Here is a 14558-nt window from a genome sequence, read left to right as displayed (position 1 = left end):
TCCTTGTTGTACGGCCTGACTACTTGGATACTCAACATGATCGATGACTTCAATCGCGAGGCTCCGGGCATTGATGTGGACTTCTCGCTGCCGACGCATCGTGTGATCCGAGTGCTGACGCAGATCATGGCCAGGCGTGGAAAGCCACAGGCGATCCGTTGTGACAGCGGGCTGGAATACATCCGCACCACGCTGCTGCACTAGGCCGGTTTCCAAGAAATTCGCATTGAGCACATTCAGCCAGGCAAGCCCCAGCAGAATGCCTATGTGTAACGCTTCAACAGAACGGTCCGCTTTGAGCTGCTGTCACATTAGTATTGGAGCGATCTCGAAGATGTTCTGGAGTTCGCCACGTAATGGATGTGGCACTGTAACCACGAACGCCCGAACATGGCCTTTGCCGGCACTACCCCAAAACAGCGGCTCGCCATGGCCACATAGCTTATTTCTCAGGGCAATGGGGGAATTACCGTCCTTGCCCCCGATGCAGCAACGTGCGGCAATTGGGACAACCTAGCCGCAGCCCATGCGGCCAAATGGCCGAGGCCCATACATGTAGCTAGGTTATCCCTATCACCGCATCGCTGGCCCCGCGTGCCAACACCCGGGAAAATGACTGGCACATGCCGGCGAAAGTATCCGCGCTGGCGCTTAGCGGGCTGTCGCTGCGGTAGATCAGGCAGTTGTCGAAGGTCGGCGACGACTCCTCTATGGGCAGGGCCACGACATCGTTGCCCAGCAAATTGTTGTCCATCATGACCACGGGCACCATGGCCAGCCAGTCCGTCCCTCGGAGCAGGGGCGTGAGGTGGGAGAAAGACTCGCAGGTGGCGGCCACCCGCGGCATGGGCAGGCCTTGCTCGGCATGAAAGCGCAGCACTGTGCCCCCGGGGCCGCCGGGCGGGCCCAGCAGCACCCATTCCTGGCCTTGCAAGGCTTTGAGACGGCACGCCCCGGCTAGGGGGTGACCGCGCCTGGCTATCACCACCAGGGCGCTGCGAAACAGCTTGCGCACTTCAAAGCCCGCGGCCACTCCCGCATCGGGCACGGCGGTGACCGCCAGTTGGATGCGCGACTGCTGTAGTTCGGGCAGCAACTGCTCATAAAAGCCGCTGAACAAGCGCAGCTGCACTGAGGGAAAGCGTCGGTGGAACTCGGGAACCACCAGGTGCAGCAAAACCGCCGTAGGCGTGGGCCCCAGGCCAATGGCCAGGCTGCCGCCCTCGGAAGTGAGGGCCTGGCGCGCATCCTCCTCGGCCTTGTAGGCCTCGCGCGTAATGAGCTTGGCGCGCGGCAGCAGCCTCTCGCCCTCGGCCGTCAGCGCAACGCCCTGCACCGAGCGGCGCAGCAGTTGCACGCCCAGCGTGGCTTCCAGCGCCTTGAGGCTGGTCGTGATCCCGGCCTGTGAAATATCCAACTGGCGCGAAGCCGCCCTGAAGCCGCCGCACTCCACCACGGCCAGAAAAACTCTCAACTGTTGCAGCGTCATGGCCTTTACCGATAAGAAAACCTGATCACTATAAGCCTCTCCTAGCTTATCCAGCGCAGCGCTTGTCCCTACCATCGACTACGCAAACACACTTTTCGCCATCTCATTTAATTTAGAAGTTTCAAAGTGAAAACACAGGTTGCAATCATTGGAGGCGGGCCCGCCGGATTACTTTTATCCCATTTGCTGTACCAGGCCGGCGTGGACAGCGTGGTGCTGGAGCACCGCAGTCGCGCCCAGGTTGAGGCACGCATACGCGCAGGCGTGCTCGAGCAGGGAACGGTCGATCTGCTGCGCAGTTGCGGTCTGGGCGAGCGCATGGACAAGGAAGGCCATTTGCACGACGGCATGAAGATCGCCTGGGCCGGCCAGGAGAGCTTCTTCATCGATGTGCACAAGCACCTGGGCAAGCGCTTCATGGCCTACGGCCAGACCCAGATTCAGGAGGACTTGCATGCGGCCAGCGATGCGCGCTCGGCGCGCATACTGCATGAGGCCATGAACGTAAGCTTGCACGATGTGGACGACCAGGCGCCTTTCGTCACCTTCGAGCATAAAGGCCGCGCACAACGTCTGGACTGCGAGTTCATCGCGGGCTGTGACGGCTTTCACGGCGTCTCGCGCAAGACCATTCCCGCCGATGTGCTGCGCGAGTTCGAGAAGGTCTATCCGTTTGGATGGCTGGGCATCCTGTCTGAGACGCCGCCGCTGGACGACATCGTCTACGCAAATCACCCGCGTGGCTTTGCGCTGGCCTCCATGCGCAACCCCATGCTGAGCCGCTACTACATACAAGTGCCCCTGGACACACGCCTGGATGACTGGTCGGACGAGCGCTTTTGGGAAGAACTAAAGGCCCGCTATCCCAAGGAGATGGCTGAGCGCATCGTCACCGGCCCGTCCATCGAAAAATCGATTGCCCCCCTGCGCAGCTACGTGGCTGAACCCATGCGCCATGGCCGCCTGTTCCTGGCCGGCGATGCGGCCCACATCGTGCCGCCCACGGGCGCCAAGGGGCTGAACCTCGCCGTCTCCGATGTGTTTTACCTGTCCAGGGCCCTGGCCAGTTTCTATGCCACGGGCTCGGCCGAACTCATAGACGGCTACAGCGACATGGCGCTGCGCCGCGTCTGGACCTCGGTGCGCACCTCCTGGTATCTGACCAATCTGCTGCACCGCTTTCCGGACAGCTCGGCCTTCGACCAGCGCGCCCAGGAGTACGAGCTCGAATACCTGCGCGCCAACCCCTCGGCCCAGTTGGCCTTGGCCGAGCAATACGCAGGCCTGCCGTTCGAGGAAGTCGCAGGCGTAGCTGCAACTAAAGCGAAAGGAGAAAGCTCATGAAGGAGCAACTTATGGAGACAAAAGCCGCCCTGGCCGACATCCCCGGCACCTATGTTTTCGACGGTACCCAGCACCGCCTGGGTCTGAGGCTTAACCTGTTTTGCAAGTCCCTGGACGACAAACACAACCGCGAGCGTTTTCGCCAGGATCCCGAGCAATATCTTGCAGGCCATGCCCTGTCCGATGAACAGCTGGCCGCCGTGAGCTCACGCGACTGGCTGGCCATGCTGAGCCTGGGCGGCAACATTTACTACCTATTCAAGCTGGCCATCTTCGATGGCTGGAGCATGCAGCACGCGGGAGCAGCCATGTCCGGCACGGGCATGAGCGTGGACGAATTCCGCCAGATGATGCTCAGCGGCGGCCGGCCCATAGAAGGCTGGCGCAGCCGCAAGGAGGCTTACCATGGCTGAGATCATTGGAGGCGTTGGCACATCGCATGTGCCAGCCATTGGCGCGGCCATTGACCATGACAAATGCCACGAGCCCTACTGGCAGCCCGTGTTTGCGGGCATGCTGGCCGCGCGCGATTGGATAGCGAAGACCCGGCCCGATGTCTGCATCATTGTCTACAACGACCATGCATCCTGCTTCGACCTGAGGCTGACGCCGACCTTTGCGCTGGGCGTGGGTGAGAAGTTCGCCCCACATGACGAAGGCTATGGCCCCAGGCCCGTACCCGAGGTCCAGGGCGCTCCAGAGCTGGCCTGGCATATCGCCGACTCCCTGATCACCCAGAACTTCGACCTCACCCTGGTCAGCGAGATGAGCGTAGACCACGGTCTGACCGTGCCCTTGTCGATTCTCTACGACCAGCCTTCGGTATGGCCCTGCAAGGTGATTCCACTGTGCGTGAACGTGATACAGCACCCGCTGCCCACAGCTGCGCGCTGCCATGCGCTGGGCAAGGCCTTGCGCGCCGCCATAGAAAGCCATGCCAGCGGTCTCAAGGTCGCCGTCATTGGCACGGGCGGGCTATCGCACCAGTTGCAGGGGGAGCGTGCCGGCCTGATCAACGCGACCTATGACCAGCACTGGTTGGACCTCTTGATACACAAGCCCGAGTGGATCGCGGAAATCGGCGTTGCCGAGATGCTGCGCGAGACGGGCTCGGAAGGGGTAGAAGCCATCATGTGGCTGGTTATGCGCGGCTGCCTCAACGACCGGGTCAACACTTTGCACCGCTTCTACCATGTGCCTGTCTCGAACACTGCCTACGGACTGGTGGTGCTGGAAAACGAATGACTCCCTTGAGCTGTCTGCAGCGCTTTCCCTTTGAAAACAGGGGGACAGCCTGCTCGCTGTCCCTCAGTGGAGAGCTAGTTTTATTGCACTTGGGTACTGAGTAGGCTTCCCCCTTAGCAACGTGGACCTACGCATGCAACTCCAAGCACCGCTGAGATCACTGAATTTCAAACAACAAGGAGACAAACCATGCCCATCCACCTCAAACTCACACGCTACCCGATTCTCGCAGCAATTGCTGCAATGGTCGCACTGACCTCGCCAACCATGGCATCCAACGTCGGCACTTGGCCGCAAAAGCCTGTACGTGTGATTGTCAACTTCCCGCCGGGAAGTTCGCCTGATGTGGTCGCTCGGGCGATTACCGTGCCCCTGGCACAGGCCCTGGGCCAGCCTTTTGTGATCGACAATCGGTCGGGCGCTGGCGGCAGTCTGGGCGCCGATGCCGCAGCCAAGTCCGCCGCCGACGGCTATACACTGCTAGCCTCCTCGGGCAGTGCTATTTCCATCAATCCCCATGTCTATCGCAAGCTTCCTTACGACACGGAAAAGGACTTGTCCCCCGTGGCCGCAGCGGCGCGCATAGAGCTTTTTTTGGTTGCGCGTGCAGATGCGCCCTTCAACAGCTTCGATGAACTGGTTACTTATGCGAGAGCCAACCCCGGTCAACTAAGCTATGGTTCGCCCGGAAACGGAACGGCTCCCCATATCGCCGGTGAAATGCTCAAGGAGCAGGCCAAGATCAACCTGCTTCATGTGCCCTACAGGGGGGCAGCCAATGTGCTGCAGGACGTGCTCGCAGGACAGATCGACGTCTTCTTCGACCCAGGCATTGCCATCAGCCATATTCAGAACAAAAAACTCAAGCTGATTGCTGTGGGTAGCCTCAAGCGCTCCAGCCTGTTTGCCCAAACGCCAACGCTGGATGAGCTAGGCCTCAAGGGCTTTGATGCAGGCACCAGCCATGCGTTCTACCTGCCAGCAGGCACCCCCCAGTCTATCGTCCAGCGCCTGAACCAGGAAATCAATCGCATCGTGCAGACGCCCGCGGTCACCTCCCAGATCCATGCTCTAGGGGCCGAGGTGCAGGTACTGTCTCCAGAACGGCTGCGCATCCAAATCCGGCAAGATCACCAGCGCTTTGGCGAAGTGGTCAAGCGACAGGGTATTCGCGCAGAATAACGTTGGCAGGCGATGTGTGTTGATTTCCATCTCAAAGTGACCCACAAACCTACGCACAGGACTGCTCGGTACGGGCACCCCAACAGGCGACCTTGGCACGGGCAGAGGCGAGCGAGCATCACATCAACCTGCAGCGATTGGATCTGGAACTCCAGATCCGTTCAGCCGACGAAAATGCTCACTCATTGCTCCAGCGCGCTGATCTCTATGATGGCTTGACGGCAGAGACGGACATAGTACGCAAAGCATTTTTGAGCAGTGAAACCACCTTGGAAACGTTCGCTGCTGGACGTTTTGACAGACTAGGCTCCGATGTGTGTGCTGGCCGTTGTAATAAACGATTCAGCTATCCAAATCTACCTGTAGTTCGTCAATGGATTTGTAGATTTGTGCCTGAATGCCACCTGCTAGAACTTGTGCAAGATAGTCTTGTGGAACAGCATCACAGATGCCATTGGTCTGTGTGTGATTAGCGTTGGTCTTGGTGTAATCGATGTCAGGCGCTACTGCATAAATCAGCGGTTGAGGTGAGGTAGCCTCGAGCGATGAATCTGCCCACGCAGAACAAGCCTCGTTACCGCACCGCCAACTGGAAGCAATACCACGAAGCGCTCAAAGCGCTGGGCTCCTTGACTATCTGGCTGGATAAAAGCATATCTTGGTTTGCCGCTACCAACCGATAGGAAAAGTTTTGAGTTTAGAAATAGATGCGGATGTCCAGGAACAGGTTGTTTTGGGTAGCCATGGGACAGCAGCAACGAGCCAACGTAAGGGGCGCCGGCACAATCTCAAAAGTATTGCGTACGGGCAGTATGTGAATAGTGCCTCTGCCCGTCCTGATCCGCTGTTTGAGTTCAGTTTCTCTCCCCCTCGCTGTGAATGCGATTAGGCAACGGCATTCAGCTCGTGGCTGGAAAATCATCCACACGCACAAGGGGCAGGAGTTTTTGATCAGTCGAACCAAGCTCGGGTGCGACTTCTCAGCTCCACTACCGGGCATTAGTTACTCCTCGCTGATGGCGATGGATGATAGAAACCCGATCTACGTTTTGCTGCCCCCGGCTGCGTGATGACTTGACGGGCCGGCGCTGTTTCTGCGCCATGTCCGGCATGGATGCCGGTCAATCGATCGACATCACGCCCCAGATCTGGCGACTGTTCAAGGTCATGAACGGCATGCTTAAAAAACTTCCGAGTCAAACAGCAACTGACATCAATCCAGTGCGCTGATTCCAGCTGTAGCCAAGGCGCATGACCTCATGCGTGACCCGCAGGCAGGCCCCAGGAGATGCGAGGATGACCCTCCAGGACTCCCTTGCAGCCAGGTACCGCCAGTTAGGAGGTAGCTCCAGATACGAGATCTGCGCAGTGGCTGCGCAGACCTCAGCCTCTTTTGCGAGTCACCAAACAGTTGAGCTTTTCAGCGCTTTGAATCGCTAAACGCTGATCAAGATGGAAAAATTGTGGGAACCTGTGGAAAGAGAAGATCCAAATTAGTGGGGAATTGCGACACTTTTTGTGCTGAGAAATACGCACTTGAGCACCCAAGTCTGAGAATTCTTTTCCTACTCTGGAAACAAAAATGCCCGCTTTTCAGCGGGCATTTTCTGTTGCAAACTCTGGTTTCGTTTGCAGTTTGGTAGGCGCGATTGGACTCGAACCAACGACCCCCACCATGTCAAGGTGGTGCTCTAACCAGCTGAGCTACGCGCCTGTTGTTCTGTTCGATGAAGCAATTGTAGCACGGGTTTTTCACTCATTTTTTGAGAGCTAACATTTTCTTGTCATCGAGCACTGTCAGGCGCAATCGGGACTTACGTCAGCGCCTTCTGGCCGAGCGAACGCCGGACACACTGGCGACGATGCCAAGTACCTTGTTGAGGCGACCCGAATCTGCCACCTCCACCGTGAACGTCATCCATGCCGTCCCCTTGACGGACTGGGTCTGCACCCCGATGACATTGGTCTTCTCGCGCGCAAACACGTCCGAGATATCGCGCAGCAAGCCTTGACGGTCGGCCGCCTCCACCGCAACGTCCACAGGGTAAACCGGTCCGCCCTTGTCCACGTGCTTGGGAGTACCCCAGTCGACCTCGATGACGCGCTCGGGGCTCTTGGCCATCATCTCGCGGAAATTGGAGCAATCGCAGCGGTGCACGCTCACGCCCTTGCCACGAGTCACAAAGCCGCCGATCTCGTCCGGAGGAGCAGGCTTGCAGCATTTGGCCAGTTGAGTCATGAGCGAATCAACGCCCACCACCAGCACCCCGCCGCGCGAAGAATCATGGCCGCGCGCCTTGCGCACCGGCGTGAACGCATCTTCCTCTGGCGTTTCTTCACTGGGACGCAGCACGACTTCGATATTGCGCAGTGAATACTCGTCCTTGCCCACGACTTCAAACAGTGCATCGGCAGACTTGAAGCCCAGCTGTGCAGCCAGCTCTTCAAGCTTGATCGCCGTCTTGCCCTCGCGCTGCAGCAGCTTTTCAACAGCCTCGCGCCCGCGCGAGACGGTTTCGTGCGTAGCCTGGGCATTGAACCAGGCGCGCACCTTGGCCTTGGCCCGGTTGCTGACCAGATAACCCAGCTCGGCATTGAGCCAGTCTCGGGAGGGGCGGTCTTCCTTGGCCGTATTGATCTCTACCGTCTGGCCGCTTTCCAGAGCGGTGTTCAGCGGCACCATGGCCCCGTCCACACGCGCACCACGGCAGCGGTGGCCCAGGCTGGTGTGCACCGAGTAGGCGAAGTCCACCGGCGTAGCCCCTTGCGGCAGCTCGATCACGGCCGCATCGGGAGTCAGTACATAGATGCGATCTTCAAACAGACCACGCTGGGCCGAGCCCGTCAGGTCACTGCCCCAGGCCAGCAACTGGCGCAGCACGGCGATCTTGGCGTCATATTCGCTGGACGCAGACACGCCCGCATAGCCTTTGGTACCAGCTTCCTTGTAAGCCCAGTGCGCGGCCACGCCATGCTCGGCATGGTCGTGCATGGCCTGGGTGCGGATCTGGATCTCTATGGTGCGGCCGGTTTCATCGCGCACCACCGTGTGCAGAGACTGATAACCGTTGGGCTTGGGTTTGGCAATGTAGTCGTCGAACTCCTTTTCCAGCGGCGTGAATTGCTCGTGCACCCAGGACAGGGCTGCATAGCAGTCCTTGACCGTAGGCACGATGACGCGCATGGCACGAATATCGAACAGTTGGTCAAAGCTCAGCGACTTTCCGCGCATCTTCTTGACGATGCTGTAGATATGCTTGGGTCGCCCCTGAACCGAGGCGCTGATACTGTGGGCGCGCAAGTCGGCTTCGAGCCGCGCACGCATCTGCTCCATATAGGCTTCGCGCTCGACCCGCTTTTCGTCGAGCAGACGCGCGATCTGGCGGTAGGTATCGGGCTCCAGAAATCGGAACGCCAGATCTTCGAGCTCCCATTTGATCTGCCAGATGCCCAGACGGTTGGCCAGCGGCGCAAAGACATAGAGAGCTTCTCGCGCAATGCTGGGTGAAACCGGACTCTTCTCGGCCGCGTAGTAGCGAAGCGTCTGCAGACGCGACGCCAGGCGCAGCAGCACCACGCGCAGGTCGCGCGAAAAGCCCAGCAGCATCTTGCGCACGTTCTCGGTCTGCGTGGCCACGCCATCGACATGCTGGCTGCTCAGCTCGGCGTCTCGCGCCTGCTGCTGCACGCGAATGAGCTTGATGGTTTCGACCGCCAGGGTCGCAAAATTATCGCCGAACGCCTTGGCAATCACTTCCTGTGGCTTGTTCAGGTGCACGCTGGCATGCACCAGATAAATGGCCGCCTGCATGGTTTCCGAGCCGCCGATTTTCTTGAGGATGGCGGCAACGGCGTCGGCATGGGTCAGGGTGTTTTCACCGGTCTCCATGACTTCGCCGGCAATCAGCGGTTCTGCAAAGGCGCGGGCACGCGCCAGCGCATTGACTTGATCGGGCAAAACCTCGGAAGTGGCGGTAATCAGATGCGGCGTAGGCTCCGTGAGCTTGGGTGCGGCGTCAGAGACGGTGGTTACGGTATCGCTGGTCTTCATGCAGCTTCCTCTTGGGCCTGCTGCGCAAGACTGATGCTCGCAGGCAGACCCTTATCCCCTTGTAAAAACTTTTGTATCAAAGCCACTTGTCCCGGCACTACCAGTGTTGGAGCATGTCCCACGCCTTCCAGTTCCGTGCAATGCGCCCTGGGGCCACGCTCGGCCATGGCTTGGGCGGTACGGCTCGAAAGCAGATCGGACTCGGCCCCTCTGACAAGCAAGACCTGTGCCGTGATCTGGTCGTAAAGCTGCCAGAGCAAGGCCTCACCAGCCTCAGCGGTCTCGCGCGTCATCTGAGCCATGGGCACTGCAATACGGGGGTCGTAATGCAGCACCACGCCCCCTTGGGGATCTGGCTTGATCATGGCCTGCGAGAGCCGGCTCCACTGCTCATCGCTATGTGGGCCGAATCCTTCGGAAATCAAGCGCATGGCGGCGGCAGCGCTCTCGAAGTTGGGAAACTGCAAGCTTTTGCCGACATAGGAACCGATCCGTTCCAGCGACTCCCACTCAATGGTCGGGCCGACGTCGTTGAGCACCAGCCGCCGAACAGGCACCGGCAGCGGCAGGCCGGGCTGGCCCACGATGCCCATGCCGATCAGGCCGCCCATGCTGGTACCCACCCAGTCCAGGGTTTCAATAGGCACCTGAGCATGCAGCTGGGCCAGCAGCGCCAACATATCGGCTGCGTACAGCGGCAGCTGATAACCCATGGGGTCGGCCAGCCAGTCGCTTTCGCCGCGTCCCACCACATCGGGGCAGATCACGCGGGCAAAGCGACTGAGCTCGGCGGCCAGCACATCAAAGTCCCGCCCCTGCCGTGAGAGGCCGTGCACGCAGACGATGACATGAGGATGTCTTGGGTTGCCGGTATGGTTCCATTCCCAGTACGCCATGCGGTGCGTTCCCTCGGGCTGAGCCTCGACCTGTTGGCGGCGCTGAGCACTGGCCCAGGTGGGAGCCGTTGCAGAGGCTCCGGGACACGATACGTAATTCAGCGTAGGTTGATTCATGGAGAACGCGTTTTCAAGACCGGGGCCGATAATGGCTGTCGTCGCATCGTCAATCGCTGAGAGAGTCATCAACATAGGCTCCAAGTACAGGCAACTTTGGACGGACGTTGCGAGAGGTCTGTGGATTCAGATATCGGCAGACCGTCGACATGGAGATATCGTACCTCGCCATAAGCTGCTTTAAGGTGGCCCCGGCCTGCTTTAATTGCCTCAGCTCGTTTTGCTCAATATCACTGAGCTTTCCCCTACTCCCACCCCACCTTACCCCTCTGTTATAGGCGGCTATTTGCCCAGCCAAGGCCCGCTCTCTAATGATGGAGCGCTCTAACTGAGCAACAGCACCCAGCACCTGCACCATAAAGATGCCTACCGGCACAGAGGTATCAAGCGGCTCAGTCAAAGACCGGATATGCGCGCCGGCGGACTGGACGCTGTCCAGAATCGCCAGCAAATCCTTAAGGGACCGGGCAACACGGTCCATTTTGTAAACAACAAGGATGTCGCCGGCCTTCAAAGACGACAGACAGCGTTGCAATTGAGGCCGTGCACTTACAGCACTTGCCTTCTCTTGATAGATCTTTGAAACACCTGCCTTATTCAACGCGTCAATTTGCAGATAAGTCTCCTGCTCCCTTGTCGAGACGCGAGCATATCCAATCAGCACTTTTTCCCTCCGTTGTTTTGATAGCTGGAATGCTATTGAGATCGCCATTTATCTAAGCTGAGATTAAATCCATTGCTTCTCTTTTCATAGCAAAAATGCCATTCTTGAAAATGGCCAGAATCACTTGCTGAGGGTTGAGCGCCTTCGGCGATTTGTTTCTCAGGCGAGAGTGGCGACCGGCATTTATGAATAAGGGATACACCCTCCGTCGATCTGTATGCCTTGCAAGAGCTGCGGCGCGCACCTGGTGCGGTGCGTGGGGTTCTGCCTGGTCAAACGTTGACATCAGGGGCGCGGCCCCCGATACCCCCATCAGCTGTTAGAACCTGCAGTCATAAAAATGTCCACGGACTGATTGGCCATTTAATTTAGAAGTGGCCGATAGCCCTCTCAGTTATCCATCAGAACAGAGCGCACCTGTGAATTGCGCCTCGCCAGGGCTTCCAGGTAGCCGCCTGCCTGTTGCTGCTGTTCCTGGCGCACCTGGGCCACCTCCTGGGGCATTGGCGCGTTGCTGTAGCGGGTGTTGCGGCCATCGCTGCGTGAACCAGTCGCAGCATCAACCACTAGGGGCCTGTCCTGGCCGCCGGTGTTCAGGTATGGAGCGTCGCAGGTGACGGGCCGAACGACCCCGTCAAACTTCACTGTGACCATGCAGTTAGCCAGGCGCTTGACGCTGTAGCCCGCATCCTCCAGGTCATCGCTGGTGACCTCAAACATGCGGCGGGTGCCATCGCTGACGATGAAGAGCGTGACGCTTTTGTCCTTCTTCGACAGATGTCCCGCTACGTGTAGCTGCTTGCCGAACAGCGGTTCTTTGGTCTGAGGTGCGGCCTCAGCAGGGGCCGCGGTGGCCTGCTGCGACTCCTTTGGCTTAGGCTCGACCGACGCTGGAGCTGATGACGCGACGACAGGGGTTGCAACAGCACCAGGTGCGGGGCCGAGGACGCGCGGCTTGACGGGTGGCGAAGGCACGATCTTGCGGCCCCATACATCGTGCTTACCATCAGGCCAGAAGGCCCAGATCACCAGAAGCACCGACAGGAGTAGCCAGAACTTCTTGAAGCGGTTGAATTTGACGATCATGGGGCTGACGTCTGTCACCCCAGATTCAGCAGATCCGCTGCTTTGCGTGTTGCTACGGTACAGGCCGAAATACTGGCTCTTGTATTCGCGTTCGTCGGTCTGGATGACTGCGCCGCGATAGCCGGCATGCACCTTGCGGATGTAGCTATCTTTCCGGCCCAGGATGTCGGCCTTGCGGCACTTGATGAGCGTGGCGATGAGCTGGGCGATGGGCTGGTTGATGTCGCGGAAGCTTTGCGTCATCAGCAGCACATCGGCGTTGTAGTGCCGATGCAGCTTGAACCATTGCACGACGCTTTCAGGGGTGCCCAGCTTGGGCAGCGCGACGTGACATTCGTCGATGACGTACAGGGGGCCTTGGTTCTTGGAACCGCGCCATTCGCTGTAGTAGTCCCAGACGGTACCGAACGTAAACACGTTCTCGGACTGGGGAATGGGCTCCTTGTCCGTCCAGAGCTGAAACGCTTCCTGCTCTGCAATGTTGGCTGCGTTCCAGTCGCCGAGCTGGGGTGTTGGCCTGGTGCGAACTTCGACCAGGTCGCGATAACTGGGGTCGATGGCCGCGAGCGCATCGATGTTCAGCGGCAGGTTTGTGATGACCTTGCGCCCGGCCTGGAGCGCGGGCAGCACGTGATAGGCCACTGCCTCATAGCTTTTGCCAGAGCCAGGGATGCCCTCTAGTCCATTGATCATGAGCCGAGCCTTGTGAACGGGATGAGCTGGAGCGCCAGCCGTATGCCGATAGCCGTGACGACAATGGCCATGGCCGTGCCGATGCCCGAGAGCTGCATCACAGTGACGATCTCGGGCGGCAGGTTGATGTTGTCGGCAATGCCCTTGAGCGGTGACACATCGACTGCATCAAGGGCGGCTTTGATGATTTCAAAGAGCTTCTCAATCAGCCAGGACACGGCGTCCGTGAACATGTCCCAGGCCGCTTTAAAGATGGCCTTGATGAGGTCTGCCGCCCACTTGTACCAAGCATCAACGACATCCTTGGCCCACTTGAAATACTCGGTCAGAGACTCCGTGAGCCACGAGAAAAATGCATCAATACGACGCTTGAGCCAATCGAACATGCTCAGCCTCCGAAGATCAGACGACGCGCGGTAATGAGCGCGGTCAGGATGGTGATGGCCTTGAGCACATCCCAAAGCCACAAGGGCGGAGAGATGTCATGCACACCGAAATCACCCACCGGCCTAAAGTTGAGATCAACGATCCAGACTGGTGCAGTTCCGCCATCCCCGATCTTTGGCATCAGGGCCATTGCAAGAGAGCCAAGGCCAGAGTTCTTAATGCCTGCACTGCTTTGCTTCCAGACCTCTACAGGCCCCTGCGGATACTTGGGCTCATAGAGCTTGCCGAACTCACCAGCTCCGGTGCCAGGAAGACCCGCCTTGCCAGGGCCGCTACCCGTGTCGCTACCGCAATCTTTGATGGTGCAGCCGTCGCCATCGCCGTTCCCGTTACCGCTTCCAGTACCTGAGCCTGTGCCGCTCTGGTTGTCTTTGCCTGGAACAGGATTGGCATTGACCGCAGCGCAAAGCATTCCATCCTTGTTTTTGGCCTTGGCGCAGTACTGGTCCTGGCTGACCTTGTCTGTCGAAGTCGTGGTACCGGTGACGTTGCCGTTAGCGTCCTTGGTGGTCTTGGTCGTGGTGGACTCACAGACGCCGTTAGAGCAAGTTGTCGTGGTCTTGCCTTCGGTGCTGGTGCCGTCGCTGTTCTTTGTGGTTCCTGTCCAGTCCACGCCTGTGGCACTCGCAGCAGGTATGCAAACCGTGTCGCCATTTACCGTTCCGGTTTGCCCAGCGCAACGCTTGTCTATTGGCTCGGCTTTTTCCGCAGGAGGCGGTGCATCAGGTGCAGATGGCTCACTAGGCGTGCCGTAGCTGCACTTGCCGCCTGTAAGGGTGCCCATGCCCTTGTAGAGGGTCTTGCCGGTGCTATCGGTTACGCCTGTGCTTGGGCCGGCATTCGCCATGCAGCCTTGGCTGCAGCCTGGAAACTTAGGTTCGTGCCAAAACAGGTCATCAGGGGGCTGATAGCAGGATGTAGTCGCATCACCATCGTAGGTGGCATATGAATGCTGAGAGCCTTTGGCGGCAGAGCAAAAGGCGGCAAGTGCAGAGCACTTATCTTGCGTGCACTGCCCCTTAGCCTTGTCGAAATACTGACCCGCAGGGCAAACAGGACAAGGGGCAATGGAGAAATCCACATAGGCCATGACCGCCTCAACAGTGGATCCATCGCCCTGCTTTGACGAGCCGTAGCAGACAATTTTAGATCCAGAGATTTGCGCTCTAGTCGCACTCCATTTGGGGTTATAGCGTGCGCCGCTCGCGTTGCAAATGGCCATCTCGCCGTAGTAGTACTGTCCGCCGATTTGAGAGAACGGTGTCTCGCATTGCTCGGCAGAGAACGCAGTACTGCAGAAGGAGACGACAAAGAGGAAAAGGACCTGGATGATGTTGCGCATGC

The 14558-nt window shown here is 58.7% G+C and carries 12 protein-coding genes, 1 tRNA gene and 2 pseudogenes; 7 read left to right on the top strand and 8 right to left on the bottom strand.

Annotated features, from left to right (window positions below; translation table 11 throughout):
- Nucleotides 1–27: 27 nt before the first annotated feature.
- Nucleotides 28–441 (top strand): annotated as a pseudogene (locus CTR2_RS10765) (transposase); the annotation flags it as partial.
- A 118-nt stretch (nt 442–559) separates the two neighbouring features.
- On the opposite strand, the gene CTR2_RS10760 reads toward CTR2_RS10765, so the two are convergent.
- Entirely contained in the window at nt 560–1489 is a 930-nt protein-coding gene (locus CTR2_RS10760; protein ID WP_003064842.1) for a LysR substrate-binding domain-containing protein, read from the bottom strand.
- A gap of 126 nt (nt 1490–1615) precedes the next feature.
- Between CTR2_RS10760 and pobA the strand changes: the two genes are divergently transcribed.
- The 6 genes and pseudogenes from pobA (at nt 1616) to CTR2_RS10730 (ending at nt 6490) form a co-directional block, all read left to right on the top strand.
- Nucleotides 1616–2833, top strand: coding sequence for a 4-hydroxybenzoate 3-monooxygenase (pobA, locus tag CTR2_RS10755; RefSeq protein ID WP_087084103.1), 1218 nt, complete (start codon nt 1616–1618; stop codon nt 2831–2833).
- A complete protein-coding gene (ligA, locus tag CTR2_RS10750) occupies nt 2830–3246 on the top strand; it encodes a protocatechuate 4,5-dioxygenase subunit alpha (protein ID WP_087084104.1) in 417 nt (138 codons plus the stop codon). The genes pobA and ligA overlap by 4 nt, the downstream gene beginning before the upstream one ends.
- Nucleotides 3239–4078 carry a class III extradiol dioxygenase subunit beta gene (locus tag CTR2_RS10745; protein WP_087084105.1) on the top strand — a complete coding sequence of 280 codons (840 nt, stop codon included), beginning with the start codon at nt 3239–3241 and terminating at the stop codon, nt 4076–4078. The genes ligA and CTR2_RS10745 overlap by 8 nt, the downstream gene beginning before the upstream one ends.
- Nucleotides 4079–4267: 189 nt before the next feature.
- On the top strand, nt 4268–5260 hold the full coding sequence (locus tag CTR2_RS10740) for a Bug family tripartite tricarboxylate transporter substrate binding protein (RefSeq protein ID WP_087084106.1): 993 nt from the start codon (nt 4268–4270) through the stop codon (nt 5258–5260).
- A gap of 545 nt (nt 5261–5805) precedes the next feature.
- Nucleotides 5806–5937 (top strand): annotated as a pseudogene (locus CTR2_RS10735) (IS5/IS1182 family transposase); the annotation flags it as partial.
- A gap of 424 nt (nt 5938–6361) precedes the next feature.
- Nucleotides 6362–6490, top strand: coding sequence for a hypothetical protein (locus CTR2_RS10730; protein ID WP_254913381.1), 129 nt, complete (start codon nt 6362–6364; stop codon nt 6488–6490).
- Between the two features lie 407 nt (nt 6491–6897).
- Here CTR2_RS10730 and CTR2_RS10725 read toward each other — a convergent pair.
- The 7 genes from CTR2_RS10725 to CTR2_RS10695 all read right to left on the bottom strand — a co-directional run bounded on the left by CTR2_RS10725 (nt 6898) and on the right by CTR2_RS10695 (nt 14556).
- Nucleotides 6898–6974: transfer RNA gene (locus tag CTR2_RS10725), tRNA-Val, on the bottom strand.
- Between the two features lie 105 nt (nt 6975–7079).
- Complete coding sequence (locus tag CTR2_RS10720; protein ID WP_003070275.1) at nt 7080–9311, bottom strand: RelA/SpoT family protein; 2232 nt, start codon at nt 9309–9311, stop codon at nt 7080–7082.
- On the bottom strand, nt 9308–10324 hold the full coding sequence (locus CTR2_RS10715) for an alpha/beta fold hydrolase (RefSeq protein ID WP_176391729.1): 1017 nt from the start codon (nt 10322–10324) through the stop codon (nt 9308–9310). Before CTR2_RS10715 ends, CTR2_RS10720 begins: the two co-directional genes overlap by 4 nt.
- A 49-nt stretch (nt 10325–10373) precedes the next feature.
- Entirely contained in the window at nt 10374–11036 is a 663-nt protein-coding gene (locus CTR2_RS10710; RefSeq protein ID WP_254913382.1) for a recombinase family protein, read from the bottom strand.
- Nucleotides 11037–11378: 342 nt separating this feature from the next.
- Entirely contained in the window at nt 11379–12767 is a 1389-nt protein-coding gene (locus tag CTR2_RS10705; protein WP_087084107.1) for a zonular occludens toxin domain-containing protein, read from the bottom strand.
- A complete protein-coding gene (locus CTR2_RS10700) occupies nt 12764–13153 on the bottom strand; it encodes a DUF2523 family protein (protein ID WP_140401053.1) in 390 nt (129 codons plus the stop codon). Before CTR2_RS10700 ends, CTR2_RS10705 begins: the two co-directional genes overlap by 4 nt.
- 2 nt (nt 13154–13155) lie before the next feature.
- Nucleotides 13156–14556, bottom strand: coding sequence for a hypothetical protein (locus tag CTR2_RS10695; RefSeq protein WP_087084108.1), 1401 nt, complete (start codon nt 14554–14556; stop codon nt 13156–13158).
- Between the last annotated feature and the right edge of the window lie 2 nt (nt 14557–14558).

Origin of the sequence: Comamonas thiooxydans, assembly GCF_002157685.2 — a bacterium.
Lineage (GTDB): Bacteria > Pseudomonadota > Gammaproteobacteria > Burkholderiales > Burkholderiaceae_C > Comamonas > Comamonas testosteroni_H.
This window is presented reverse-complemented; position numbering and strand designations above follow the sequence as displayed.